The 25,942-nt window shown below is 30.0% G+C and carries 26 protein-coding genes; 8 read left to right on the top strand and 18 right to left on the bottom strand.

What is annotated here, in order from left to right; genetic code table 11:
* The first annotated feature begins 15 nt into the window (after positions 1-15).
* Positions 16-405 carry an orotate phosphoribosyltransferase gene (locus LPB03_RS06710; protein WP_065318655.1) on the top strand — a complete coding sequence of 130 codons (390 nt, stop codon included), beginning with the start codon at positions 16-18 and terminating at the stop codon, positions 403-405.
* Here LPB03_RS06710 and LPB03_RS06705 read toward each other — a convergent pair.
* Positions 402-1,133, bottom strand: a complete 732-nt coding sequence (locus LPB03_RS06705; RefSeq protein ID WP_065318656.1) for a biotin--[acetyl-CoA-carboxylase] ligase — start codon at positions 1,131-1,133, stop codon at positions 402-404. The two genes, LPB03_RS06710 and LPB03_RS06705, sit on opposite strands and share 4 nt — an antisense overlap.
* A gap of 88 nt (positions 1,134-1,221) precedes the next feature.
* Between LPB03_RS06705 and rsfS the strand changes: the two genes are divergently transcribed.
* The 7 genes from rsfS to LPB03_RS06670 are packed head-to-tail and all read left to right on the top strand — an operon-like array spanning position 1,222 to position 6,542.
* Positions 1,222-1,590 (top strand): ribosome silencing factor, encoded by a 369-nt coding sequence (gene rsfS, locus LPB03_RS06700; RefSeq protein WP_065318657.1) that lies wholly within the window; start codon positions 1,222-1,224, stop codon positions 1,588-1,590.
* A 20-nt stretch (positions 1,591-1,610) separates the two neighbouring features.
* Entirely contained in the window at positions 1,611-3,593 is a 1,983-nt protein-coding gene (ftsH, locus tag LPB03_RS06695; protein WP_065318658.1) for an ATP-dependent zinc metalloprotease FtsH, read from the top strand.
* A gap of 6 nt (positions 3,594-3,599) precedes the next feature.
* The gene (locus LPB03_RS06690; protein WP_065318659.1) at positions 3,600-4,184 is read left to right on the top strand and encodes a hypothetical protein; all 585 of its coding nucleotides are present in this window, start codon (positions 3,600-3,602) and stop codon (positions 4,182-4,184) included.
* A 1-nt stretch (position 4,185) separates the two neighbouring features.
* The gene (locus tag LPB03_RS06685) at positions 4,186-4,980 is read left to right on the top strand and encodes a phosphatidate cytidylyltransferase (protein WP_065318660.1); all 795 of its coding nucleotides are present in this window, start codon (positions 4,186-4,188) and stop codon (positions 4,978-4,980) included.
* Between the two features lie 2 nt (positions 4,981-4,982).
* Positions 4,983-5,639 (top strand): phosphatidylserine decarboxylase family protein, encoded by a 657-nt coding sequence (locus LPB03_RS06680; RefSeq protein ID WP_065318661.1) that lies wholly within the window; start codon positions 4,983-4,985, stop codon positions 5,637-5,639.
* Complete coding sequence (locus LPB03_RS06675; RefSeq protein ID WP_065318662.1) at positions 5,614-5,886, top strand: acyl-CoA-binding protein; 273 nt, start codon at positions 5,614-5,616, stop codon at positions 5,884-5,886. The genes LPB03_RS06680 and LPB03_RS06675 overlap by 26 nt, the downstream gene beginning before the upstream one ends.
* A gap of 20 nt (positions 5,887-5,906) precedes the next feature.
* Positions 5,907-6,542, top strand: coding sequence for a YceI family protein (locus LPB03_RS06670; protein ID WP_065318663.1), 636 nt, complete (start codon positions 5,907-5,909; stop codon positions 6,540-6,542).
* A 58-nt stretch (positions 6,543-6,600) separates the two neighbouring features.
* Here the strand turns inward: LPB03_RS06670 and LPB03_RS06665 are convergent, their stop codons facing one another.
* The 17 genes from LPB03_RS06665 to LPB03_RS06585 form a co-directional block, all read right to left on the bottom strand.
* Complete coding sequence (locus LPB03_RS06665) at positions 6,601-7,476, bottom strand: TIGR01777 family oxidoreductase (RefSeq protein ID WP_065318664.1); 876 nt, start codon at positions 7,474-7,476, stop codon at positions 6,601-6,603.
* An 87-nt stretch (positions 7,477-7,563) separates the two neighbouring features.
* The gene (gene scpA, locus LPB03_RS06660) at positions 7,564-9,627 is read right to left on the bottom strand and encodes a methylmalonyl-CoA mutase (protein WP_065318665.1); all 2,064 of its coding nucleotides are present in this window, start codon (positions 9,625-9,627) and stop codon (positions 7,564-7,566) included.
* Positions 9,620-10,969 carry a methylmalonyl-CoA mutase subunit beta gene (locus LPB03_RS06655; RefSeq protein WP_065318666.1) on the bottom strand — a complete coding sequence of 450 codons (1,350 nt, stop codon included), beginning with the start codon at positions 10,967-10,969 and terminating at the stop codon, positions 9,620-9,622. Before LPB03_RS06655 ends, scpA begins: the two co-directional genes overlap by 8 nt.
* Positions 10,969-11,289, bottom strand: coding sequence for an FtsB family cell division protein (locus LPB03_RS06650; RefSeq protein WP_065318667.1), 321 nt, complete (start codon positions 11,287-11,289; stop codon positions 10,969-10,971). Before LPB03_RS06650 ends, LPB03_RS06655 begins: the two co-directional genes overlap by 1 nt.
* Complete coding sequence (gene udk / locus LPB03_RS06645; protein WP_065318780.1) at positions 11,289-11,894, bottom strand: uridine kinase; 606 nt, start codon at positions 11,892-11,894, stop codon at positions 11,289-11,291. Before udk ends, LPB03_RS06650 begins: the two co-directional genes overlap by 1 nt.
* An 82-nt stretch (positions 11,895-11,976) precedes the next feature.
* Entirely contained in the window at positions 11,977-13,287 is a 1,311-nt protein-coding gene (locus LPB03_RS06640; RefSeq protein ID WP_065318668.1) for an ABC1 kinase family protein, read from the bottom strand.
* A 3-nt stretch (positions 13,288-13,290) separates the two neighbouring features.
* A complete protein-coding gene (locus LPB03_RS06635; protein ID WP_065318669.1) occupies positions 13,291-13,953 on the bottom strand; it encodes a TetR family transcriptional regulator C-terminal domain-containing protein in 663 nt (220 codons plus the stop codon).
* Between the two features lie 119 nt (positions 13,954-14,072).
* Complete coding sequence (locus LPB03_RS06630; protein ID WP_065318670.1) at positions 14,073-14,366, bottom strand: hypothetical protein; 294 nt, start codon at positions 14,364-14,366, stop codon at positions 14,073-14,075.
* A gap of 80 nt (positions 14,367-14,446) precedes the next feature.
* Positions 14,447-15,292: a helix-hairpin-helix domain-containing protein gene (locus LPB03_RS06625; RefSeq protein WP_065318671.1), complete on the bottom strand. Its 846-nt coding sequence runs from the start codon at positions 15,290-15,292 to the stop codon at positions 14,447-14,449.
* A 72-nt stretch (positions 15,293-15,364) separates the two neighbouring features.
* The gene (locus LPB03_RS06620; protein WP_065318672.1) at positions 15,365-15,622 is read right to left on the bottom strand and encodes a hypothetical protein; all 258 of its coding nucleotides are present in this window, start codon (positions 15,620-15,622) and stop codon (positions 15,365-15,367) included.
* 488 nt (positions 15,623-16,110) lie between these two features.
* Entirely contained in the window at positions 16,111-16,914 is an 804-nt protein-coding gene (locus LPB03_RS06615) for an AfsR/SARP family transcriptional regulator (RefSeq protein ID WP_065318673.1), read from the bottom strand.
* A 7-nt stretch (positions 16,915-16,921) separates the two neighbouring features.
* Entirely contained in the window at positions 16,922-17,434 is a 513-nt protein-coding gene (locus LPB03_RS06610; protein ID WP_065318674.1) for a hypothetical protein, read from the bottom strand.
* Positions 17,435-17,446: 12 nt separating this feature from the next.
* Entirely contained in the window at positions 17,447-18,448 is a 1,002-nt protein-coding gene (locus tag LPB03_RS06605; RefSeq protein ID WP_065318675.1) for an NAD(P)H-dependent glycerol-3-phosphate dehydrogenase, read from the bottom strand.
* Positions 18,449-18,532: 84 nt separating this feature from the next.
* Positions 18,533-21,772 carry an HAD-IB family hydrolase gene (locus LPB03_RS06600; protein WP_065318676.1) on the bottom strand — a complete coding sequence of 1,080 codons (3,240 nt, stop codon included), beginning with the start codon at positions 21,770-21,772 and terminating at the stop codon, positions 18,533-18,535.
* A 3-nt stretch (positions 21,773-21,775) separates the two neighbouring features.
* Positions 21,776-22,936 carry an alpha/beta fold hydrolase gene (locus LPB03_RS06595; protein WP_065318677.1) on the bottom strand — a complete coding sequence of 387 codons (1,161 nt, stop codon included), beginning with the start codon at positions 22,934-22,936 and terminating at the stop codon, positions 21,776-21,778.
* Between the two features lie 3 nt (positions 22,937-22,939).
* Entirely contained in the window at positions 22,940-23,881 is a 942-nt protein-coding gene (locus LPB03_RS06590; protein ID WP_065318678.1) for an alpha/beta hydrolase, read from the bottom strand.
* Positions 23,881-25,713 (bottom strand): WS/DGAT/MGAT family O-acyltransferase, encoded by a 1,833-nt coding sequence (locus tag LPB03_RS06585; RefSeq protein WP_065318679.1) that lies wholly within the window; start codon positions 25,711-25,713, stop codon positions 23,881-23,883. Before LPB03_RS06585 ends, LPB03_RS06590 begins: the two co-directional genes overlap by 1 nt.
* Between the last annotated feature and the right edge of the window lie 229 nt (positions 25,714-25,942).

Raw genomic sequence — 25,942 nt, 5'->3', positions numbered from 1 at the left:
AATAAATAAACCAAAATGAATATAGAAGGTAATAAGGTAATTGTAAATAAATCTCAAAAAGAAACATTCGAGTTTTTATCAGATTTAAAGAATTTTGAGCAATTAATGCCAGCATCTATCCAAAAATTTGAAGTTGATGGAGATTCTTTCATATTTGGTTTAAAAGGAATGCCAGAAATTAGGTTGGTTTTAAAAGATGCTACAGAATATTCTAACATTACATTAGGAGCTGCAAGTAGCAAATTAGATTTTCAGTTAGTGGCAAATATTACTGCAATTAATGATACTTCAAGTGAAGTTCAATTAGAATTTAACGGAAAATTTAATGCAATGATGGCAATGATGGTTAAAAGACCTTTGAATAGTTTTATTGAAACGTTAACGGATAATTTACAGAAAATTTAAGCTAAAGAAATTTCTTTAATTCCAAATTCTTTAATGGTTTCATCTTCTAATTCAACAAGAAGATTTCCAGAAGCAGAGATTCCAGAAATTATACCCATAAACAAAACATCGCTACTATCTTTAAACATAGTTGGGATGTTTTTTTTGTATAAAACTTGTAAATACTCATTTTCCAAAACATCATATTTTTTGGATGCTAAAAGCTGTATTTTTCCCTTAATTTTTTCAATCAACTTTAAAAGAAGTTCATTAAGATTAAAGTCGATGCCTTTTATTTTCTTTAAAGAAGTTACATTTTTTAAAGAATCTGGAAATTCAGTTTGATTAATATTTAGTCCAATACCAACAATTGTCGCATAAATTTTTTGATTTTTGATACTATTTTCGATGAGAATTCCACAAATTTTACTATTTGCTGACATAATGTCGTTTGGCCATTTGATTGTTGGTTTTGGAATTTCTTCTTCAAGAAGCACTTCAAAAACAGCCAAACTAATCGCAAAATTTAAGTATTTTTGTTGATTAATAGTTAAATCAAAATCTTTTATAAATACACTAACAGTAAGGTTTTTATGAGATTGAGAAACCCAAGAATTGGATTGTTGTCCTCGTCCATTTGTTTGCTCGTTAGTCGTTACAACTGTATAGTTTTCTAACGGAGAATCTTGAGCCAATTCTTTTAAAAAAGAACTAGTAGAAGCAATGGCATTAAGTTTGATTAATTTCAACTGTTAAATAATGTGTAAAGTAGTTCAAAATTACACATAATACTCGCAAAAATATAATAACTTTGTAAAAATTTAGAGAATACAATTAATGGCAAAAAAGCAAGTAAACATAGACGAATTAATCTCTTTGATTATAAAAGGTATAGACGATGTAAAAGGAGAAAATATTCAACTTTTAGATTTAAGAGAGATAGAAAACACGGTTTGCGATTATTTTATTATCTGTTCAGGAAATTCTAATACACAAGTAAATGCAATTTCTGGATCTGTACAAAAAGTAGTTAGTAAAGAACTAAAAGACAAGCCTTGGCATATTGAAGGACAAACAAACTCTGAATGGGTTTTAATGGATTACGTAAATGTAGTGGTTCATATTTTTCAAAAGCATGTTAGAGATTATTATGACATTGAAAGCCTTTGGGGTGATGCAAAAATCACCGAAATTAACCCAGTTTAATCCTATTCATTTTATAACATATGAGTGATAAAAATAAAGATAAAGACAACAAATCGAATTTACCAAAACTTAAATTTAGTTCTTATTGGATTTATGGAGCAGTACTAATAGCTATTATAGCTATGCAATTTTTTAGTAGTGGAGATTTAGCTTCTAAAAGTATTTCAAAAAATAAATTTGACGAAATTTTAAGAGATAACGATATTGAAAAAATTGTTGTTTTAAATAAAGATGTTGCTCAAATTTTTTTAACAGACGCTGCTTTAAAAAAATCAAAGCATAAAGAGTTTACAAATTCAACATTTTACAGACCAGGTTCTGCTGTTTATGAATATAATTTTGGAGATCAAAGAAATTTTGAAGAAAATATAAAATTAGCAAAAGAAGAAAAACCAGATTTAATTGTAGACATCGAAAATAAAGAAAGAACAAGTATTTTCGATACAATTATTAGCTTTTTGCCATTCATCATTTTAATAGCTATATGGTTATTTTTTATGAAAAGAATGTCTGGAGGAGGCTCTGGAGGTGGAGGTGGAGGTCAAATTTTTAGCATCGGAAAATCGAAAGCTAAATTATTTGATAAAGATACCAAAGTAAAAACTACATTCGAAAATGTTGCTGGTTTAGAAGGTGCAAAAGAAGAGGTTCAAGAAATTGTAGATTTCTTAAAAAACCCAGATAAATATACTTCTTTAGGAGGTAAAATACCAAAAGGAGCTTTACTAGTTGGCCCTCCAGGAACAGGGAAAACTTTATTAGCGAAAGCTGTTGCAGGAGAAGCTGGTGTACCATTTTTCTCTTTATCAGGATCAGATTTCGTAGAAATGTTTGTGGGTGTAGGAGCCTCTAGAGTTAGAGATTTATTTAAGCAAGCTGCTCAAAAATCTCCTTCTATTATTTTTATTGATGAGATTGATGCCATTGGTAGAGCTCGTGGAAAAAATAGTATGACTGGTGGAAATGACGAACGTGAGAATACTTTGAATCAGTTATTAACAGAAATGGATGGTTTTGGAACAGATGTAAATGTAATTGTTATTGCAGCAACCAACAGAGCAGATGTTTTAGATAGTGCATTAATGAGAGCAGGTCGTTTTGATCGTCAAATTTATGTAGATTTACCAGATATTAGAGAAAGACAAGAAATTTTTGAAGTACATATTAAGCCTTTAAAAATGGCAGATGATGTAAATATTGAATTTTTAGCACAACAAACACCAGGTTTTTCTGGAGCAGATATTGCCAATATGTGTAATGAAGCTGCGTTAATTGCTGCAAGACAAGGTAAAAAAGCAATTCATCATCAAGACTTTTTAGATGCTGTTGATAGAATTGTAGGTGGTTTAGAAAAGAAAAAGAAAAGAATTACACCAAAAGAAAAAGAAGTAATTGCTTTTCATGAAGCTGGTCATGCAACTGTAAGTTGGATGTTAGAACATGCAGCACCTTTGGTAAAAGTTACAATTGTGCCTAGAGGACAATCTTTAGGAGCTGCTTGGTATTTACCTGCAGAAAGACTAATTGTGCAAACAGACCAAATGTTAGATGAAATGTGTGCTACTTTAGGGGGTAGAGCTGCAGAAAAAATCATCTTTAATAAAATTTCTACAGGAGCATTAAGCGATTTAGAAAAAGTTACCAAGCAAGCAAGAGCAATGGTTACTGTTTATGGATTAAATGATAAAGTGGGTAACATTACTTATTATGATTCTACAGGAAACGATTCTTTTGTGAAACCTTATAGTGAAGAAACAGGGAAAACTATCGATAAAGAAATTTCTAAAATGATAGAAATTCAATACGTAAGAGCTGTTGAATTGCTTTCAAAAAATAAAGAAAAATTAACAGTGCTTGCTGAATTATTATTAGAAAAGGAAGTTATTTTTAAAGATGATTTACAAAAAATCTTTGGAAAAAGACCTTTTGAAAATGATTTAGAGGTTGGTCAAGTTGTAAAAGAGGACAATATTCCTACAGTAGATAAAATACCTGAAGCATAATATTAAATGAATCTTTTCAAAAAACTTTTTAACCTCCCTACTAAAGAGGATGCAGAAATAAAAAAGCAGGAAGTAAAACTTTCTCTGGATGATCTTTTTGTACATAATTTTGTAAAAAAAGGTGGTAAATTTTTATATAGCATCAATAAGCAAGAACTAATTAGTAATTTTAAAAAAGTTATTGCAGAAAATAATTGGGAAGATATTCACCTTTTAGATACTAGATTAGATTTTTTATTTGATAAAAAAAGTATAAATGTTGTGTCTTCTTACAATGAAGACACAACTATTCTTACTTCTTGTGAGCATTTAATTGCAGAAAATGGAGATATTTTATTTTCATCAAATCAATTAAAAAGTACTCGATTAAAAGAATTTCCGCAAAACTTTATTGTTTTTGCTACTACAAGTCAATTAGTTAAAGATACAGGTCAAGGTTTAACAGGTATTAAATCCAAATTTAAAAGTAGCTTACCTACCAATATTACTTCCGTAAAAAATTATAACATTAATAATAATGATGATAATTTTTTAAACCATGGTAACAATAACTCAAAAAACTTATATTTGCTGCTGTTAGAAGATTTATAATATGCGCAACCTTTTAAGAAGGATTTTTTCTGGAATTGTTTACATTTTAATTTTTGTCTCTTCCATTCTTTTTTCTCAAGAATCTTATATTGTCTTAATTACAATATTTGGTTTTTTAGCTATTTGGGAATTCTCTAAGATGATAAAGACTAAAAACTATGCAGCTTATGTTTTCTTTCCTTTTGTTCTTTTTTTAATGATTAAAAGACAGGAAAGTTTTATAATTACAGGTATTTTAGCAATTACAATTTTATCTTCTTTATCTTTAATCTATCAGTTATTTACAGAAAAAGCTGTAAAATTTACTAACGATCGATTTAAATTAGGTACTACCATAAGATACATAATTTTTTCTATGTGTTTTTTAATTTTATTACCTTTTCATAATAATAGTTTTCATCCATATTTAATGATTAGTATTTTATGCATTATTTGGGTAAACGATTCTTTTGCTTTTCTAATAGGTAAAAACTTCGGAAAAAATAAATTATTCCCATCAGTATCGCCAAAAAAAACGATAGAAGGTCTTTTTGGAGGTTTAATTTTCTCTTTACTTGCAGGTTTGGTCATTAGTAAATTTAATTTAGATTTTTCTCTTTTAAACTGGTTAATTATTGCTGTTATTGTATCCTTAGTTGGTACGATTGGGGATTTAGTAGAATCAAAATTTAAACGACAAGCAAACATAAAAGACAGTGGAAATATTATGCCTGGTCATGGAGGTATTTTAGACAGGTTAGATAGCTTGTTGTTTGCTGCACCATTTGTATATTTGTATATTAACTTTATTATTTAAAAATGATTCGATTTCATAAAGAAGGCTATAAAATTATTGCCATTACTTTTATTATTGTAATTGCTATTATATTATCAGTAGAAAGGTTTATTGATATTATTTGGATAACTAAATCTATTCAAGTTTTTGCTATTGTTTTTTTAATTATTGTATTGCAGTTTTTCAGAAACCCAAAAAGAGTTGCAGTTTTAGATGAAAACACAATAATTGCACCTGTAGATGGTAAGGTTGTTGTAATAGAGGAAGTTGAAGAGCCAGAATATTTTAAAGATAAAAGATTACAAATATCAATTTTTATGTCTCCAATAAATGTGCATGTTACCAGATATGCAATGAGTGGAGTTATAAAATATAGTAAATATCATCCAGGTAAATATTTAGTTGCTTGGCACCCAAAGGCATCAACAGAAAACGAAAGAACTACTGTTGTTATCGATAATAATTCTATGGGAGAAATTTTATACAGACAAATTGCAGGTGCCTTAGCAAAGCGAATCGTTAATTATGCCAAAGTAGGTGATACTGTTGTGCAAGGTACAGATGCAGGGTTTATAAAATTTGGTTCTAGAGTAGATGTTTATTTACCTTTAGGAACTAAAGTAAATGTAAAATTAGGAGATAAAGTAAAAGGTGGTGTTCAAATTATCGCAGGAAAATAAAACCAATTTAGACGAAGAGTATAAAGCTGCTTTTGATAAAATATCAAAATTAAAAAAAGCACTTGCTCCAGATATTATGCTAAAATTTTATGCTTATTATAAGCAGGCAAATTTTGGTAATAAATCTACAGTTAAAAGTGGTTCAGATGTTAGAAGTGCTTTTAAATTTAATGCTTGGGTGCAATTAAAAGGAATGAGCTCTGAACAAGCAAAAAAAGAATATATAGAATTAGCGAACTCAATTTAAATTTCAAAAGAATATAATCGATGAAAAATATAAGTATAATTTCATTTTTATTTATAGCAATAGTATTTAATTTTTCAGCCTGTAAATCTGATGCTAAAAAAGAAGACTCAAAAGAAACTCCTGCTGTTGAAACTAAAAAAAGCACAGCTCCTTTTGCAGTTTCAAATGCTGAAAACGATATTAATTTTGTAGCTTATAAAACTACAGAAAAAGTGGGCGTTAATGGTTGGTTTACTAAAGTTGATGTTCTTTCTGGAGGTGAAGGAAACTCTGTAAAAGAAGCTATTCATAACACCGAATTTTCGATTCCTATTAGTAGTTTATATACAAAAGATGCTAGCAGAGATTTTAAAATAAGAAAAAATTTCTTTGGAATCATGGAGGATACAAACATGCTTTCTGGGAAATTAATAATTACAGATGATACTACTGGAATCGCAAAATTAACCATGAATGGCGAAACAAAAGACATACCTTTCACATACACAATTGCTGATAAAAAGTTTAGCATGAATGCTACTATTGATGTGAATGATTGGAATGCAGGTAAAGCTTTGGGAACTTTAAACAAAGTATGTGAATTGTTACATACAGGTGCAGATGGTGTTTCTAAAACTTGGAGTGAAGTCGCTTTAAATATTACGTCAACATTTTAGATTGTAACCTTTTATTATAATACAAAAGAAAATCCGAGTTTTTAACTCGGATTTTCTTTTATAGATTATTTAAAGCTTTTTCCAATGTTTCATATTGGAAAGAATATCCAGTTTGTTCAATTTTTTTTGATGAAATTCTACTTCCTTCTAAAAGAATTTTAGACATGTCACCATATAAAAGTTTCAGCATAAAGCTAGGCACACAAATACCTAAATAAGGTCTATGGATACTTTTTGCTAAGGTTTTAGAAAATGTTGTACTTGTATGATGTTCTGGACCAACAGCATTAAACACATCCAATAAATTACTTTCAATAGCTTGGATGTACATTTCACATAAATCATCAATATGAATCCAAGGCATGTATTGTTTTCCAGAACCTAAAGGCGATATTACTGGCAATTTCATCTTCTCTAAAGCACCACCTTTTTCAGACAACACAATACCAGTTCTTAAAATAGTTACAGGTATTTTTAAGGCTTTAAATTGATGTGCAGCATTTTCCCATTTCTCACAAACTTCACCTAAAAAATCGTTCCCAGCTTTGTCAAATTCTGTAAAAATTTTATCGGTTGTAACAGCTCCATAATAACCACTTCCAGAAGCAGAAATAAAACCTTTTAAGTTGATGTTTTCTTTCTTTACAGTTTCAAAAAGTAAATTAGCACTTTCAACTCTGCTATCAATAATTACTTTTTTTCGTTCTTCTGTCCAGCGTTCATCAGCAATTCCAGCTCCAGCCAAATGAATAATATAATCCGTATTTTCGAATGCTTTTGTATCGATAGTTTTCTTTTGAATATCCCATTGATACTCGTTTTTTGCATCAGGACTTCTGGTAAGTATTACAACTTCGTGATTTTTATCCATCAACAATTTTGTAAGTCTGCTACCTACTAAACCTGTACCTCCTGTAATTAAAATTTTTGCCATACGTAAAGATAAAAAAGAAAAATTATCTTTATTAACTGTATCAGCAGATTAAGTTAATTTATAATGGATTTTGATACTACTAAAGATCTACTCAACTACACTATCAATTAAAATCGTAATTAAATCGATAGCAGCTTGCGCAATTTTAGTTCCAGGACCAAAAATACCAACAGCACCAGCATCGAATAAAAATTGATAATCTTGTGAAGGAATTACACCACCCACAATCACCATAATATCTTCTCGTCCGTGTTTTTTAAGTTCTGCAATTACTTGAGGAACTAAAGTTTTATGCCCAGCAGCTAAAGAGGAAATTCCTAAAATATGCACATCATTTTCTACAGCTTGTTTTGTAGCTTCTTCTGGTGTTTGAAAAAGTGGTCCAATATCAACATCAAAACCTAGATCTGCATATCCAGTTGCTACTACTTTTGCACCTCTATCATGACCATCTTGCCCTAATTTGGCAATCATAATTCTTGGACGTCTTCCTTCTAATTCAGCAAATTTATCTGCTAATTCAGATGCTTTTTTGAATAATTTATCGTCTTTTATCTCTTTACTATACACACCAGATATGGTTTTAGTCACAGCCTTATGTCTGCCAAAAACAACTTCTAAAGCATCAGATATTTCACCTAAAGTAGCTCTTTTCTTTGCTGCTTTTACAGCTAAATCAAGTAGATTTTCTTCACCCGATTTTGCAGCATTGGTTAAATTTACTAAACATTTTTCAACTTCTGCTGAATTTCTTGATGCTTTTAGTTGATTTAAACGTTCAATTTGAGATTTACGAACAGCTTCATTATCAACTTCTAAAATATGTAAAGGATCTTCTTGTTTTAGTTTGTATTTATTTACACCAACAATTACATCTTGGCCACTATCAATTTTTGCTTGTTTTTTTGCAGCAGCTTCTTCAATACGTAACTTCGGAATTCCCTTTTCAATAGCTTTGGTCATTCCTCCTAAATCTTCTACTTCTTTGATTAATTCCCAAGCTTTATTAGCAATATCTTCCGTTAATTTTTCAACATGATAACTGCCAGCCCAAGGATCTACTGTTTTTGTAATATGGGTTTCTTGCTGTAAAAATATTTGTGTATTTCTAGCAATTCTTGCAGAAAAATCTGTTGGTAAAGCAATTGCTTCATCCAATGCATTTGTATGTAAACTTTGAGTGCCTCCAAAAACGGCAGCCATTGCTTCAATAGTAGTTCTGGCAATGTTATTAAAAGGATCTTGCTCAGTTAAAGACCAACCACTTGTTTGGCAATGTGTTCTTAAAGCTAACGATTTTTGGTTTTTTGGATGGAATTGTTTTACAATTTTGGACCATAACATTCTTGCAGCTCTTAATTTGGCAATTTCTGTAAAATGATCCATGCCAATTGCCCAAAAGAACGATAATCTTGGTGCAAAAGCATCAATATCCATTCCTGTTTCAATTCCTTTTTTAATGTATTCTAAACCATCAGCTAACGTATATGCCAATTCAATTTCTGCAGTAGCTCCTGCTTCTTGCATATGATATCCAGAAATTGAAATCGAATTGTATTTTGGCATTTTATTGCTAGTATATTCAAAAATATCAGCAATAATTTTCATAGATGGAGCAGGAGGATAGATGTAGGTATTTCGTACCATAAACTCCTTTAAAATATCATTTTGAATAGTTCCTGATAATAATTCAGGAGCAACACCTTGTTCTTCTGCTGCAACAATATAAAAAGCTAAAATGGGTAAAACTGCACCATTCATAGTCATAGAAACCGACATTTTATCCAAAGGAATTTGATCAAACAAAACCTTCATATCTTCCACAGAATCTATAGCAACACCAGCTTTACCAACATCTCCTTGCACACGTTCGTGATCAGAATCATACCCTCTGTGAGTGGCTAAATCAAAAGCAACTGACAATCCTTTTTGCCCAGCTTCTAAATTTCTTCTATAAAAAGCATTGCTTTCTTCTGCAGTAGAAAAACCTGCATATTGCCTAATTGTCCAAGGTCTACGAACGTACATTGTTGAATATGGACCTCTTAAATTCGGAGCAATTCCAGCAACGAAATCTTCGTGCTGAAAGCTTTTTGTATTAGGCTTTGCACTTTTCGCTAATTTTATATTTGAAACATCTTTTCTACTCATTGTCTAAACGTTCTTTTTCAACAGTTTCAGAAAGACGTTTTCTGATAATTGGAGTAATGATTGTTTTGATATTTCGTTGTTTTACAAAAGGATACAATTCCAAATCTTGCTTCATTGTATCAGCTTTGTTGATTTGCATATTTGTTCCTAATAAAACAATTTTTTTATCATTGAAATTTTCGTCTTCTTTTGAAGCACTTTCTTGAATTTTTCTTTGGATGATTCCTGCTTTCAATTGATGTAAAAATCCACCAGCTTTTTCTATTTGTTGAAAAATGACCAACGCTTTTTCTGCTAATTGATTGGTAATTGTTTCAATATAATAAGCGCCATCTGCAAAATTTTGCGCTTCTTTTAAGTAACTTTCTTGCTGTAAAATTAGGAGTTGATTTCTTGAAATTCGTTCTCCAAATTCATTTGATTTATGATAAATTTCATCATAAGAAACATTAGAAATTGTGTTTGAACCTCCTAAAATTGCACTCATGCATTCAGAGGTGGTTCGCAACATATTTACGTTATAATCATAAATAGTTTTGTTACGTAAACTTGGTTGTGTAAAAATATGAGCCTCTACATTTTTTACATCATATTCATTTAAAAGCGATTCCCATAAAATACGAAAAGCTCTTAATTTTGCAATTTCAAAAAAGTAATTGCTGCCAACTGAAAAATTAAAGTGAATTTTAGAAGCTACTTCTTTACCAAAATAATTTAGATATTCATTTGCATGTGCTAAACTATATGCCAATTGTTGGCTTAAATTAGCGCCAGCATTTTGGTATAAATCTCCAGAAATTGAAATACAATTATGAGTTGCTGAAATAATTTTATCTAATTGTTTATGGTCTTCTTTTAAGTTGATAAACCAATTACCAATCTTTCCTAAATTGCCAATAATATCTGTTTGAAAAAAGGTGTTTTCTGAATTACAAAAATTAGAAAGTTCTATTTGAAAATCAGCATTTAAAAAAGAAAGTTTGAAGTAAATTGTTGTTTTTTTTACATCAATTTTATTTAGAACAGTTTTATAATCGAATTTTTTAACAGCTTTGAATTGAATAGCATTTGCACCTCTTTTTAAGGCATCAACAGCTAAAGAATTGGCTATTTTTTCATCATCTATAAAAATAGTTTGGCAAATGTTATAGCCTTTTTTAGGTAGATTTATTTGTGAATTAGTCCTATCTTCTTTCGTATAAAAAGGTCTTACAGTAATCCCTTCATCAGTTTGCCAAAGCAAGGTTTCATTATAATCTGCACCTTTTAAATCTACTTGAATTTTTTGTTTCCAAGCATTTGCAGATACAGGTTCAAATTCATCAAATAGAAAGTTACTCATTATTTTTTTATGGTATCAAATTCAATTATATAAATATCTTCGTTTTCTTTTTTCATTAAATATTGTTCTCTCGCAAAACGTTCTAATTCTAAAGAATCTTGCAATTTTTTGATGGTTTCCTTATCATTCGAAATTTTATCTTCGTAGAAAGAAATCGTGCTTTCTAAATCCTCTATTTCTGTATTAAATTTTCGATGAATTAAATAGGAGTTTTCATCAAAAAAAAGCATCCAAATAATAAAAGGCACTAAAATCATTACAAAAATATTTGTAAGGATTTTAAAGACGGAATTACTTTTTAAACGTTCGAAAAAACTCATTATAAGCGCTCATTTATAACACTTCTAACCACGTCAATGGCAACAGTGTTGTATCTATCATTAGGAATAATAATATCTGCAAAGTTTTTAGTTGGTTCTATAAACTGCAAGTGCATTGGTTTTAAAGTGTTTTGATAACGATTTAATACTTCATCAATATCTCTGCCTCTTTCTGTAATATCTCTACGAACTCTTCTTATTAAACGTTCGTCTGTTTCTGCGTGTACAAAGATTTTTATATCAAAAAGATCACGTAATTCCTCATTGTTAAATATAAGAATTCCTTCAACAATTACTACTTTTCTAGGATGTGTTTTTAAAAAGTCTTCTGTTCTGTTGTGAGTTACAAAAGAATAAACTGGTTGTTTAATTGTTTTTCCTTTTTTTAAATCTTTTAAGTGCTTAATTAGCAACTCAAAATCGATAGCTCTTGGATGATCGAAATTTATTTTTGTACGTTCTTCGTAAGAAAGATTATGGGTTTCTTTGTAGTAAGAATCTTGTGAAATTACACAAACTTCATCTGTTGGTAATTGTTTAACAATTTGATTTACAACAGTAGTTTTTCCACTTCCAGTTCCTCCTGCAATTCCAATAATAAGCATATTTGTTTGATATTTAAAGACTTCAAAAGTTTTTTTAAAAAACTTTTGAAGTCTCAATTGAAATGCGAAAATACTAAAGATTTTACAAATTCTTAAAATTATTAATCTTGATTCCTTTTGCCTTTAAATCGAACATTAAATTATACAAACCAAAAAACGTTCTATTCATATAAATAAAGTGTTTAGATCCTCTACTTGCGTTGTAAGAACGCAATTCTGTGTTTTTTGAATATCGCTCACCAAACTCCGCTATTTTTCCGAAGAAAACTGGATCGGAAAAATCAAATTCTTCTTCATGAAAAGGTTGGGTAAAAATCGATAACATTTCATGAAACATCGATTTAAAAAACTCAAATTCTTCTGCTGGATCTTCTTTTCTTAAAATATCTAAATCGAACATTTTTTCAACAAAAAGTTTTTCATTATCTAACGTTTCTTGTTTTGCTAACACAAAATACGGATTGTAAAAATCTAAAGGAATTATTTTCATACAACCAAAATCTAAGGCAATTAATTCGCCATTTTCAGAAATTAAAAAGTTTCCTGGATGAGGATCTGCGTGTACTTTTTTCAAATTATGAATCTGGAACATATAAAAATCCCACAAAGCTTGCCCAATAGCATTTGCTTTTTCTTGATTGGTATTTGTGCTTGTAAATTCTGATAAATGAATTCCGTTCATCCAATCCATCGTAATAATTTGCTTAGATGATAATTCTTTGTAATATCTTGGAAAAGCCAAGTTTGGAATGTGACTACAAGCGTCTACAATTTCTTGACTTTGTTTTACTTCTAAAAAATAATCTGTTTCCTCTAATAACTTATCTTGAACTTCAAAAAAGTATTCATCAGAAGTTTTGCCTTTCATGTTAAACATTCTAATCACAAAAGGTTTTAGCATTGCTAAATCAGATTTTATACTATCTGAAACTCCTGGATATTGAATTTTAACAGCCAACTCTTTTCCATCTTTTTTAGCTTTATGAACTTGTCCAATACTTGCAGCATTATAGGCTTTTACATCAAACTCATCATAAATTTCTGATGGAAATTTACCAAAACTTTTCTTAAACGTTTTTAAAACTAATGCTTCAGAAAGTGGTGGAACAGAAAATTGTGCCAAAGAAAATTTTTCTACATACGCTCTTGGTAAAATACTTTTTTCCATACTTAACATTTGCGCTACTTTTAACGGACTTCCTTTCAAGTCTTTTAAGCTATCGTAAATGTCTTCTGCATTGTCTTGGTTTAATTTTTCTCTTGCAGTTTCTTCGGATTCTGTAATTTTATTACCATAATATTTTAAATAATTCACACCCACTTTTGCACCAGTTGTTACTAGTTTTGTGGCTCTTTGAATTTTTGAAATCGGAATTTTGCTTGCTTTTTTCATACCTTAATCCGTGTTTTTTTGAAACTTTTCTTTGTAAACAAACTTACCTAAATCAAAAACATTTTTTAGGAATTTGTTCTCTATGATATCGAAACTGGTATTGATTGATTTTTCTATAAAAATATCTGTTTTTTCAAAAGATTCAGATTCATCTTCTAACCAAAATTTAATGGTGATGAGCATTTGAACCCAAGCAGAATGGTTTATAAAACCTGTTTGTATTTTCTCTAAACCATCAATTGGTAAAATACTATCAGACAAGGCCAAACTATCTACAAAATCGATAAAACTCTTTTTTAAACTAGATAAACTTTTGTAAGATTTTAGTTGATTTTTACATCCTTTTAAAACCACTTCTACATACTCTCTGTTAAGTGTTAAGTTTTCGAAAAATGTAAAATAAAGACTTAGTAATTTGTTTTTTCCATCAAAAGCAAGAAACTCTTCACTTTCATTTAAAACCTCTAAAGAATTTTTAAAAAGTTCATTGAAAATTGTCTTTTCAACTTTTTTTAAAGACTTAAAATGTTCGTAGAAATTGTCTTCATCTAAATTTACTTGTTCGCAAAAATCACTAACATCATCAGGTTTCGATTTTTGTTCAGAAACCAAATCCATGTATAAAGTTAGGATGTCTAATTTGGAGCTATTTTTCTTTTTTTTCATCTTGTAGAATCTCTCTTACAAAAATACGAAACGTTTGCCTGTTTTAAGAAAAACAACCTATATAAAAACAAAAAACCAAGTTAAAATTTAACTTGGTTTTTTTTATGAAAAGGGGACATCTATGAAGCAAAAACTTTGCTAAATTTCTTTTTTCCGTTTATGATATGTTTCTTGTAGCTTTCTAAAGAATCAAAAATTAAATTTTGTTGATTCTCCAATAATTGAACTCCACCTTTTAAAGCTTTTTCAGTAACTTTTTGCCATTGACTAGCAATTGTAATTGTTTCTGTAACTACTTCCTCTGTTGTGTTTAAAGCAAAATAATTTGCTTTGTTCAACGATTTTTTAGCAGTATCTAAAGCATTATTTACTTTAGCAGTAATTTTTTGAGTATCTATATTTTTTGTTTTCATAATTCTGTATTTAAATTTAAAAAATTGTCATTTATAATTCTGATAAAAAAAATCGAAATAACTAAAGTCTAATTTTTAAATTATTTTCTTTCCCAATTTTTCACAGCTTCCATATCGCCTTTTAAAGCTAATTTAGCTTGCGTTTTCCAACCAGATAAATCGTAAATTTTTGCATTAATTCCTGCATCTGTTAATAATAACCCCATATTTTTCAAAGTCATTTTAGAAATTTGCTCGTAAGAAGTTACGTTCAATTCGTTTAAAGATTTTTCTAAAACAGGTCCAATTCCTTTGATCACTTTTAAGTCGTTAATTACCTCCGTTTTTTCAACCACAATTTTCTCTTCAATAACAACTTCTTTTTTAACTACTTTTTTCTTTGTAGTTTTTTTTGTTTTTGATGGTTTCACATCATCCAACTTCTCGTTTACAGTATTTAAAGCATCTTCTGTATATTCTTCAATTTTTTCTTTTGCTTCATCAATGGTAGAAGAAATAGTTTTTTTAAGTTTGTCAGACATTTTTTCTGCCTTTTTTACTAATTTATTATTAGCTACTTCTTTTTCAAACTTATCTTTCATCTCTTCAGCTTTTTCAACTAAAGGATTTTCTTTTACCATTTTCTTTGCGTTTTCCATCATTTTAGGATCATAACCTACCAATGTTTTTAAACGTTCAGTACTATTTTCTAACTGACCTTTAATAGATTCTGCAGTTTCAACAACCATATTAATTTGTTGTTTTGTTAACGGCTCTGCTTTCTTAACTAATTTTGCAGTTAATTTTTGCCATTTTTCTCCTGTTTTTACAGTAGTTTCAATTGCGTTGAAAGAAGCATTAATTAAATCGCTATTTATTTTCATAACGATTGCTTTTGCTTTTCCTAATTTGTTATCTTTTTTTGATTTTGACTTTTTAGTTGCCATAATATATGTTTTAAATTTGTTTAATTTTGATACTGCAAACTTACAATACGCAAGTTACAAATGAGTTACAAACTAGTTTTTGCTAAAAAAGCCTAATCCTTTATTTACATTAGACCAAATCATTTTCTTGCTTTTTTCAAGATTGTTAAATAATTTACCTTGTTGTTTTTCAGAAAAATCTAATGTTTTCTTTATAGATTTTGCTGTGAATTCTTGTAAATCTTCGGCTTTATCAATTGACTTTAAAACTACTTTTTCTGTAGTTTCTAAGGCCATATTATTTAATTTGATAGTATTCTTCTTTATGTCTTTTGCTGATATAGTTTTCATCTTTTTTTACCTTTATTGTTTAATTATGATGCAAACTTAAACTTTGAGAGTTGCAAATGAGTTACACTTCTGATTTTGAGAGACTAATTTCTATAATTGATGCAAAAATAGTAAGACATTAATTACGCGAATTTCACAAATGTTATGAAGAGTTTTTGACACAGATTTCACTGATTTTCACTGATGATTATTAAATACTCGTCTTTGCGAAGTTTACTTTTTTGTAAAGTGAAGCAATCTTTCAGCGAATTAACAACTGCTCATATAAAAAAGCAGAAATCGCACACTCAAGAAAATAATTAAACTTTATGTGATTTCTCCTATCGTCGAAAAGACAAAACTGTATGTTATCGCTTTTAAGAAGAATCAACAATTAGTATAATTAAAAGCTAGACAAATTCGAGTAATTATTGAAATTCGTGTCTAAAACCAGCAGCGTAATCCTAAAAGAAATTATCTTCAAAATCTATGAAATTCGTTTTCCTTTTTTACGAAATCGCCTCAATTTCTTTCAATAACTTTTTAGTTTCAGGCAAAGGAGAAATTCCATATTCTTCCTCTAAAATAACCTCACATTTCATATAGGTTTTAATAGCTTGTGGTCTGTTTCCTTTCACAATATAGGCTTTCATCTGAATCCTGTAAGCATCTTCCCAAGTGGAATCTATTGCCAAAGCTTTTTGTGATAAACGAATGCTTTCTAAAGGATTTTCATCAACCAAAATTTCTGCTAAAGTAATGTAAGCTCCCAAAATTAAGAGTTGTGTTTTTTCTCTTTCTTCAGAGGTCCAATCTTCGTAAATTCTGTTAGGTAAATAAGAGCCTTTATAGAGTTCAATTGCTTTTTTGTAAGCAATTTTTGCGATAGAGTTATCATTTTTAAAAGCTTCATTACCAATAATTATATATTTTTCAAGAGCTTCCACATCAATCCAAACTTTTTCTAAATCTATTTGATAACTTATTCCTTGCCTAATAATAAATTCAGGTTCAGTTCTTGAAGGTCTTTCAGGTTCTAGAGCTTTATTAATGCCATGCAAAGCCACTTTAAAATCGCGATCGTTCCAATCTTCCCAAAGACCGTCCATAATTTTTTCTTTATGAAGCGAATTCCTTTGTCTGTTGGAAACTAAATATTGCAACAACTGAATGGTTTTATCTCTTCCCCATTCTTTGTGATCAATTTTTTGTTGATTTCTCCAAACCACAAAATTCCCTAATGTTTCAATGCGAATTGTTGCATTGTCATAAAAGGAATTTAAATCTTTTAATTGCTGAAGAAAGTCTGACATGGAATCCTTATTTTTTATTGATGGTATCCATTTTTGTAGAAAGTTTTTTTATTTCTTCGGATAAACTTTCTATCTGATTTTGAATTTTATTAAAGTCAGATCTTGAAGCATTTCGCCATTCATTAATCTGCACTTTTTCTGATATTTCTTCTCCAAACGTGTTTAATTTATCCTGAATTTCATCTTGAAAATGTTCAAACTGTTTTTTAGGATCTTTTAGAGTATCTCTCAAAACTTTTGGTCCTACATCTTTAATGGTTTTCCACATAGAAAGACTTTTGACTAAAATACTTTCTTGTTTTTCTTGTGGTTCGTGTTTGGTAGCTTCTTCTGTTAATTCTGCTAATTTATTTTGCATAAACGTAAGCGCATCATTAAAGTCGGAAAATCGTTTTTCATCTCCATCTTGAACATGTGTAACTTTTCCTCTCCACTGTATTTTCGATTCGCCATTTTCTTCAAAAATTCGTTGTTGAAAACGAACCATAAAAGAAGCGTTTTGTTCTTGTTTTTTTGTCATAATATTTAATTTCTATCCTGGTTCTTTTTCAGAACCAACTTCATATCTTAATAAACCTTTAAAAGCATCATTTACGGAATTTCCTTCATACAAAACCTTATAAATTTCTTTGGATATTGGCATATCAACTTTATATTCTTTGGCGAGTTCTACAACAACTTTTGCAGTTTTTACACCTTCTGCAACTTCGTTCATTTCAGAAATTATTTGCTCTAAATTTTTTCCTCTTCCTAATTGAAATCCAACATGATGATTTCTACTTTTATCAGAAGAACAAGTTGCAACTAAATCGCCCATTCCTGCCAAGCCATAAAAAGTACGTTGTTTGCCACCCATAGCAATTCCCAACCTTGTTAATTCTGCTAAACCTCTTGTAATAATTGCAGCACGTGTATTATCACCAGCATTTGCTCCATCACCCATTCCTGTTGCAATGGCTATTATATTTTTTAAAGCACCTCCTAATTCGCAACCAATTACGTCAGAATTTGTATACACTCTGAATAATCCAGAACTAAAAACATCTTGTAATTTTGAGGCGATTGTTTTGTCAACCATAGCAATCACAGCAGCTGCAGCATTTCCAAAATGGATTTCTTTCGCCAAATTTGGTCCTGTTAAAACGCCAGCAGGATGTCCAGGCATAATTTCTTCAATTATTTCTGTCATGCGCATTTTTGTGCTTATTTCTAAACCTTTCGCTAAATTAATAATGGGCACCCAAGGTCTTATATATGGTTTTGCTTCTGTTAAAACTTGTCTGAAAACTTGAGCAGGAACTCCCATTACAATTACATCTGCATCTTCTACAGTTTCTTTTATGGATGTTGATGCTCTTAAACTCGATGTTAATTTTGCATCGGGTAAATATTTCTCGTTTGTATGATGATTGTTAATTTCATCTACAGTTTCTTGATTTCTTGCCCAAAGAATCGTTTTTGCATTTTTTGCAGTTAATGATGCAACAGTAGTTCCCCAAGAACCACCACCTAATAAGCCTACTTGTAGTTTCATAAATATTTTTTTTAGGTTCTCATTTTCATGAGAATAACATTTTAATGGGAATCTAAAAGCTACGCTTCTAGGAATCTTATTTAATTAATTTTCTAACTCTTTTACAAACAAATTTCTGACTTCTTCTACATAAGAATCTATTAATTTTGGTTTCCATTCAGAAGTATCAACAGGATCTAAAACCACCACTTCTATGTGCGTTGGACTAAACATTTTACTGCCTTTTGGCATTGCCATATATGCATTTTTAATGACTATTGGCACAATTGGTACACCCGCTTTCATTGCCAAATGAAAAGCTCCTTTTTTGAAAATACCTAGTTCTTTACAACCACTTCTTGTACCTTCTGGAGCAATTGCTACAGAAGTTCCGTTTTTAAGAATTTCAGCAGCATTTTTCATAGAAGCTAATGCTTTCTTTTTATCAGATCTATCTATAAAAATAGCACCCATTGCTTTAAAAATAGGTCCAAAAGGTGTCATTTCTAATTCTTTTTTTGCGATTCCTGTAACATCTTTTCTTAGTAATTTTAAAATGACAAAAAAGTCAGCAGAAGATTGATGATTGAAACAGAAAACAGCAGGTCTATGATCTACTAAATTATGTTTACCTTTTACATTAATATCTAAACCAGCCAATTTAGTTCCTAAATCTCCAATACTAGAAATTGTTGTGTTAATTCCTTCTCTTTGAGACATGGATAATGTACCTTTTACAATTCCTTTTAATGCTGATGGGTATAAACTTGCAGCAGCCAAACCAGTTCTTAAACCATTTACCAAAGGTTTTTTCGTGTTTTCTTTAAAACGAAGAATTTTCCAATCGTTCTCAAAAGCAAGTTGCGAAAGTTTATTATCTGGATTGGTAGCAATAGGTTTCCCCACAATTTCCAATAATGGAAAATCATCAATACTATCTGTATAAAAGAAACTTTTTGATAAATCTATATGGTTGCTTTTTGCAAATTTTCGTCCAGCTCTTGCTTTTCCTTCAGACCAGCACATTTCTAAAATTTTGCCTGTAAATTTCCCTTTTTTTATTTCCATCTCTGTACAGAAAATTTGTGTAATACCTAACGCATTTGCAATGGGCGTAACTTGATAACGAGTTGCAGCAGAAATAATAACTACTTGGTGTCCTTTTTCTAAATGCGATGCAATTAAAGTTCTAGATTCTGGGTAGATTGTGGATGCTAAATATTCTTGATAAATTTCTTCGCCTAAATCTGTAAATTGTTTTTCTAAAATTCCTTTAATTCCTGTTGCTGATATTTTTGTTAAAATTTCAAAATCACGATTTCCAATTGCATAAGCGATTAATGTTACAAATTGCGAAAGCAACTCTTTGGGGGTTGATTTACCACTTAAAAAACGTGATTTTACAAACTGTTTTGCAGAAAAATCATTGATTAAAGTTCTGTCTAAATCAAAAAATGCTGCAATATGAGGACCTTCTTCATCTTCAGAAAGATCTACAGTATTAAATTCACTGTCTGCACCAGGCACTTTTTCATCATCTGTATTTTCTTTATTTGTTTTTTTGCTATTTAACGCTTCTAGTTCTTGTAGAAAATGTAAACGATTGGTTAAATTATCTAATAAATCCATCCAAATATCTAACCTTTTAAAATCGATATTTTTATCATCAGGAATTAATTTACTATTTTTTGCTAAACGCAAAGCACTCACTAAAAATGGTTTAGAAACACTATCTAATCTGCTAATTCTGTTTTTCCAATGCAATTCTTTGCCTTTAAATAAACAAAGTTCAATAAATTCATCATCTGCAAATTCGTCTTCTAAATCCCAAGATTGTAAAGTTTTACAAACTACTTTATTGGCTTCTAAATAAATTAATAACAATCCTTTGGAAACAAATAACTCTTGTTTGGAAAGTAGATTCTCAATATCGCCTTCTGGATTATTGATAATCGCTCTCCAGTTTTTATCAAACAAATTTAATTCGGCTTCAATTTCCGAGCTAAATTGTGGTTTATTGGTATAGAAAAATTCGAACTTAAATAAATTACGCAAGCGCATTATTTCTTCCCAAAAAGATAAAATTCTGTTCTCTTTTTCGTCTTTAATTTTTACCAAAGCCATTTCTATAAAAGCCCTGTGATACAAATGTGCAGATGCCATATTTGCATAATACGTTGCTGGTAAAAATTCTGCGGATGCTAATGTATATTTGGTTTTATAACCTGCTTTATTTTTCTGAACAATGCCAGAACTTTTTAATAAATTCAACGCTTGTTGAACAGCTGCACCAATACTTTTTCCACGTTCAATTAGTACGTCTTTTTTGCGCTGTTCAATATAATTCATCATTTTAATAACACTGAATTCTATTTCACTTTTTGTCAATGCAAAGTTGTTCAATAACACATTACAAACCAATGAAACTGTGGTTACAGGAGTGATCATGTTTGCTTTATGAATCAATTCAAAAGCAAAACGAGGCAAGGTATTTTTATCTGAATAACTATCTTCTTCAATATCTGGAATAATGGCGTTTTGATGCGAACTTGCTTCTACAGGTTCTCCAAAACGTATGGCAGCTTTGCCATATTCGTTGCCTAATTTTCTAAAATATTTTACAAATGCTTTTACATCTTCAGATTTTTTTTCACCTCCTTTTCCTTCTTCTGTCATCTGTTTTACATCTGGAATCAAATCATAGACAATAGATACAGGAACGTATTTTATATTTCTGGTGCTTTCTTTTTCACCTTCCATAATGTATTTTAAAATCCCCATTTGTGGATAGACAATTTTCCCAGTTCTTGAACGTGTTCCTTCAATATTCCAGGTTAAATGATCGCCATTTTCTATTATACAAGAAATATAATGTCTTAAAGCTGCTTTGTAAATTTGGTTGTCTTTAAAACTTCTTCTGATAAAAATTAAACCCGAATTTTTACCCAATTGTTTAAAGCCAGGAAAGGCTAAATTGATGCCCCCAAAAGTATAGGGAATTGGCATGCCATATTGTGCTAAAGTGGTTACTAAAACCACAGTATCTAAATAGGTTTTGTGTGTTAAAATAAATGCAACCGAATTTTGGCGCATCAATTTCATTAATTTTTTAATTTCTTTAGGATCTACATCTATCTTATTGTTATAAGCTTTAGACATCATAAATTGAAACCCTTTTACAGACAACAAATTGGCTATTGGATGTTGTTGCGAATACAATTCTGCAATACATGCTGCACCTTTTTTCTGCACTTCAGAAAGCTCCAATTTTTCTTCAACTGCAATTGAAGCTAATTTTTCTTGAAATTTAGCATTCTTGATGATGTTCTGTAAATTGTGTTCCATATGCTAATTAAAAAATAAATTAGTAAATTTTGATACTCCTTTTTGTTCCCAAAACTGAGGATAAAACAACGTCTCAACTTTTTCAATGATTGTTTTTTCTTGCACTTTTTCAAGATTTGAATTCAATGCATTTGCCACTGTTAACAAAACAGTTGCATTTGCGCCCATTCCACAATGGCTTCCAAAAACTTCTACATTTTTAATATCATCTCTAAAAGTTTCTGCTTCCATACAGTTTTTCCAAGGAATTAAACCATCTGTTTTTGTATAAATACACGTAATTGGCACTTTAGGAATTTCTTCTAATTCCTTGATAAATTTCAGATTTCGTTCTCTTAATTTAGCACCTCTCACAAACTCTAATGTTTTAATAATTGGCGTTTTCATATTTTTTACGCCCCAAACAGGAGAACCAATGGTTATTAATTGTTCCACTTTTTCTGGATATCTGTTGGCAATTATTTTGGCGAAAAGTCCACCTCCACTCCAGCCAACTAAACTTACTTTTTCTTGATGTTTTTCGTAAATTTCATCGAGTTTTTCAATCAATTTTGGGAGCGATTTTGAGTTGATCATATTCACGCCCAAATCCCATTTATAGGTTTTAAAACCAATCGATTTTAAATATTTTCTTACAAAAATTGTAGAATTGTCATTCCCTAAATAAGGTGGCATTAATAAAATAGGTTTGCTTTTTTTACTTTTATGTTTCGGAATAAATGGATACAACCAAAACATCGAAGTCCATTCTGTAACAGCTCTAGTTTCTAGCAAAACATTAAAAAGTGGAGGAGGAGGTATGTTTGCATTTATCCTATCTATTTCTACTTTAAAATTATTGATGATGTTCGAAATTGTATCTTTTTCAATTTTTTGAAGTTCCTCGTTTTTGTATATTTTTTCTAATAACAACACTAAGGTTATATAATCTCTATCAGGTCCAAAATCTTCGCAAATAGAAATACATTGATTGCTTAAAATGTTTAAGTTTTCCTTGTCGAGCTTTACCTTTTTAATAATTTTTGAAACGTGTTTAAAATAAGGATGTCTTTCGAAACTTTTGGTAATAATTTTTTTTGCTTGTGGCAAAGTTGCTCCTTGAGAAACTGCAATTGCAACCGCAAATTTTGTAAAAGCTGTATATACTATTTTGTTACTTTCCATAAGTTAGTTTTTGGCTTTAATATGCTCATTTAGCCATTTTAATAAATCTTTTTCTACTTCATTTCTGTTGATTTCATGCAACATTTCGTGTCTGCCTCCTTCGTATAATTTTAGTGTTACATCTTGCACACCAACTTTTTTGTAATTTTTAGCGACTTTTTTTACGCCTTTTCCCATTTCTCCAACAGGATCTTTATCCCCAGAAAAAATATAAATTGGTAAATTTTTAGGCGTAATTTCAAAAATTTCTAATTTGCTTACTTTTTTAGTTCCTTTTAAAATATCTCTAAAAACACCTAGAGAAAAATCTTCAATTCTTAAAGGATCTTTTTCGAATTTATCCACTTGTTTTTCATCACTGCTAATCCAATCTACCTTTGTTCTGTTGGGTTTAAAATACTTATTAAATTGATGAAAAAATAGGTTTTTTAAGATTTCATTACTTCTATGTTGTCCATTTAATTTGCTAAAAAACTCAGTACTTATCAATCCAAATGAACCCAAACCTTTCATAAAAGCAGCTGTTCCAGATAAAATTAACGCCTGTAAATCATCACCATAAAGTGTAGCATATTCTCTGCTTAACAAAGAACCCATGCTATGACCTAATAAAATTATTTTTTTATTGGGATGCTCTTTTTTGATGATTTCAGTTAGTTTTCGCATATCATTTATGGCGTCAGAAAAATAATCTTCACCATCATAAAAGCCTAAATATTCGTTGCTTTTGGATGATTTTCCATGAATTCTATGATCATTTGCATAGACTTCATAACCCTGTTTACATAATTTTTTTGCAATCGATTTATATCTTCCTGCATGTTCGCCAATTCCATGAGAAACCTGTACAATTCCTTTAAAAGGAACACTTTCTTTTGCTTTCCATTGATAATAAAAAATGGTTTGATCATCAAAAGATTGATATGTATGTGTAATCGCCGACATTAATTATTTTCTAATACTTGTGATAAAAGTTTAAAGAATTTATCAGAATTTCTCTTTGTGCCTATCAATTTAATTCTTCCTTGAATCATTACTTCATCAAGCAATAATTGTTTTTTATGTAAGTTGAGTAAATTTTCATCATCAATTTCTATTTTCACTAAAGGTTTCGTTGCTTTTTTCTTGCGAACAGCAACTGTTTTTTCGGAAATATCTAGTTGATAATTCACTTTATTTTCTCCCAAAGTCAACTCAAAATCATAGACACCCGAATGATTTTTTTTGATTTTTTCATCACTATTTATAAACTTTTTAAGGTTTGTAAAAAAGGCTGTACTTCTAATTTTCTGAGGATTTGTGGTCTCTTTTTGCTTGCCTTTTGCTAAAATAATTTCTTCTAATTCGTTGGCAGACTCTCTAATATATCTCGAAAATTTATCTGCATCTGGCATTGTTTTAGCATCCGAAGTTGTGGTTATAGAAACCAAACCATTATAACTAAAAGCAGCAATGATCAACCCAAAACCATCTAAAACTGGAGTTAATCCAAAAATGGATAAAATTTTATGACCTCTTAAATACAAAGGCATTTGTGGTCCAGGAACATTGGTAATAGTCACATTAAAAGGAGGTCTGTGAAATTCTTTAATATTATATTTTGTGTACAAACCTGCAGCTAAATTTGCCAAGCCAAAAGGAACAGCATCTGCCATTTTTGCCAATGCTTTTGCACCCACAGCTTTATGTCTTGTTTTGCCTCTATTGGTTTGTTCTTGAATATATTCTAAACGTTCAATTGGGTCATTAATATGCGTTGCAATTCGAACCAACATATTAGAAATTTGATTATTCATTTCCTGTTTTTCGCCTTTTACACGAATAGAAATTGGCACATTTGCCACCAAAGGTTGCACAGGTAATTTTTCTTTTTCAGCCAAATATTTTCGAATTCCTCCTGCACAAATTGTTAAAATAATGTCGTTAATGCTAACATTCATTATTTTACGAAGTGTGTTAATTCTATCGAAAGATAAAATTGCAGTTCCCCAAGTTCTTTTAGGAGACACAGAGTTATTAAAAATAGTATTTGGTGTAGAAAACGTGTTTTTTATAGATTTTTTTAAACTAAATTGTGTTTGTATATTTCCTTTGATAAATGAAAAAGCAGTTTCACCCACCAATTTTGGGATCCTTAAAGGATCTTTAAAAAAGGTTTGAGAGCTTTTTAATAACAAGCTTAATTCATCTGGCAATTCGTCCGGATCAAAAGGTTTTGGTTTCGGAATTTCTTTGTTTTTGTCATTTAAATCTTTATCAAACAAAATTCCCATAATTCCAACTCCAGAACTGCCATCAATCATAACATGATGTACTTTGCAAACAACAGCTACAGAACCTTTTGGTACTTGAGAAACTTCGTCTAAACCTTCAATAAAAGTCATAGACCATAAAGGTCTGCGTAAATCTAATGGACTGCTAAAAATGGAAGAAGTCATTTCTCTTAACGTTTTCCAATTACTTGGATTTGGTAATTTTACTCTGTTGATGTGTAAATCCAAATCGAAATTCGGATCATCAACCCAATAAGGATAATCTAAATTCATAGGCACATTTAACAAGCGTTTTCTAAACTTCGGAATTAAATGCAGTTTAGAAGCGACAATTGCTCTAAAATCATCGAAATTAAGAGAGTCTTCAACTATAGTTAATGTTGCAATGTGCATAGGGCTTGAAGGCGATTCAGCATACAAAAATGCAGCATCAGAACCAGAAACCTGTTTGATGGAATCATCTAAAACATCCTCTAAAAAATCTTTAATAATCTTTTTTGCCATTAAAATGTAAAATTATGGATTTGAAATTGCGAAAAACTCAGAATTACATCTATATAATTCGCAACTCTGCAAGATAATTAATTTTAGCTACATTTTATAATGATAAAATGCTGTTTTCGTTGTTTAATTTAGAAATAAATAAGAGGTGTTTTTTTTAGGTTGATTTTTTTTATTGTGTGATATTTTTTGACTGATTTTGTGAAATATGGAGTTTAATTTTTGGTTTAAA

The organism is Polaribacter vadi (genome assembly GCF_001761365.1).
Classification (GTDB): domain Bacteria; phylum Bacteroidota; class Bacteroidia; order Flavobacteriales; family Flavobacteriaceae; genus Polaribacter; species Polaribacter vadi.
Note: the sequence above shows the minus strand (reverse complement) of the source record. Positions and strands in the feature narration are given on the sequence as shown.

Excerpts from the sequence above, each read along its gene's own strand:
- LPB03_RS06710 (WP_065318655.1), top strand. The coding sequence starts at position 16 with ATGAATATAGAAGGTAATAAGGTAATTGTAAATAAATCTCAAAAAGAA.
- rsfS (WP_065318657.1), top strand. The coding sequence starts at position 1,222 with ATGGCAAAAAAGCAAGTAAACATAGACGAATTAATCTCTTTGATTATA.
- ftsH (WP_065318658.1), top strand. The coding sequence starts at position 1,611 with ATGAGTGATAAAAATAAAGATAAAGACAACAAATCGAATTTACCAAAA.
- LPB03_RS06690 (WP_065318659.1), top strand. The coding sequence starts at position 3,600 with ATGAATCTTTTCAAAAAACTTTTTAACCTCCCTACTAAAGAGGATGCA.
- LPB03_RS06685 (WP_065318660.1), top strand. The coding sequence starts at position 4,186 with ATGCGCAACCTTTTAAGAAGGATTTTTTCTGGAATTGTTTACATTTTA.
- LPB03_RS06680 (WP_065318661.1), top strand. The coding sequence starts at position 4,983 with ATGATTCGATTTCATAAAGAAGGCTATAAAATTATTGCCATTACTTTT.
- LPB03_RS06670 (WP_065318663.1), top strand. The coding sequence starts at position 5,907 with ATGAAAAATATAAGTATAATTTCATTTTTATTTATAGCAATAGTATTT.
- LPB03_RS06665 (WP_065318664.1), bottom strand. The coding sequence starts at position 7,476 with ATGGCAAAAATTTTAATTACAGGAGGTACAGGTTTAGTAGGTAGCAGA.
- scpA (WP_065318665.1), bottom strand. The coding sequence starts at position 9,627 with ATGAGTAGAAAAGATGTTTCAAATATAAAATTAGCGAAAAGTGCAAAG.
- LPB03_RS06655 (WP_065318666.1), bottom strand. The coding sequence starts at position 10,969 with ATGAGTAACTTTCTATTTGATGAATTTGAACCTGTATCTGCAAATGCT.
- LPB03_RS06650 (WP_065318667.1), bottom strand. The coding sequence starts at position 11,289 with ATGAGTTTTTTCGAACGTTTAAAAAGTAATTCCGTCTTTAAAATCCTT.
- udk (WP_065318780.1), bottom strand. The coding sequence starts at position 11,894 with ATGCTTATTATTGGAATTGCAGGAGGAACTGGAAGTGGAAAAACTACT.
- LPB03_RS06640 (WP_065318668.1), bottom strand. The coding sequence starts at position 13,287 with ATGAAAAAAGCAAGCAAAATTCCGATTTCAAAAATTCAAAGAGCCACA.
- LPB03_RS06635 (WP_065318669.1), bottom strand. The coding sequence starts at position 13,953 with ATGAAAAAAAAGAAAAATAGCTCCAAATTAGACATCCTAACTTTATAC.
- LPB03_RS06630 (WP_065318670.1), bottom strand. The coding sequence starts at position 14,366 with ATGAAAACAAAAAATATAGATACTCAAAAAATTACTGCTAAAGTAAAT.
- LPB03_RS06625 (WP_065318671.1), bottom strand. The coding sequence starts at position 15,292 with ATGGCAACTAAAAAGTCAAAATCAAAAAAAGATAACAAATTAGGAAAA.
- LPB03_RS06620 (WP_065318672.1), bottom strand. The coding sequence starts at position 15,622 with ATGAAAACTATATCAGCAAAAGACATAAAGAAGAATACTATCAAATTA.
- LPB03_RS06615 (WP_065318673.1), bottom strand. The coding sequence starts at position 16,914 with ATGTCAGACTTTCTTCAGCAATTAAAAGATTTAAATTCCTTTTATGAC.
- LPB03_RS06610 (WP_065318674.1), bottom strand. The coding sequence starts at position 17,434 with ATGACAAAAAAACAAGAACAAAACGCTTCTTTTATGGTTCGTTTTCAA.
- LPB03_RS06605 (WP_065318675.1), bottom strand. The coding sequence starts at position 18,448 with ATGAAACTACAAGTAGGCTTATTAGGTGGTGGTTCTTGGGGAACTACT.
- LPB03_RS06600 (WP_065318676.1), bottom strand. The coding sequence starts at position 21,772 with ATGGAACACAATTTACAGAACATCATCAAGAATGCTAAATTTCAAGAA.
- LPB03_RS06595 (WP_065318677.1), bottom strand. The coding sequence starts at position 22,936 with ATGGAAAGTAACAAAATAGTATATACAGCTTTTACAAAATTTGCGGTT.
- LPB03_RS06590 (WP_065318678.1), bottom strand. The coding sequence starts at position 23,881 with ATGTCGGCGATTACACATACATATCAATCTTTTGATGATCAAACCATT.
- LPB03_RS06585 (WP_065318679.1), bottom strand. The coding sequence starts at position 25,713 with ATGGCAAAAAAGATTATTAAAGATTTTTTAGAGGATGTTTTAGATGAT.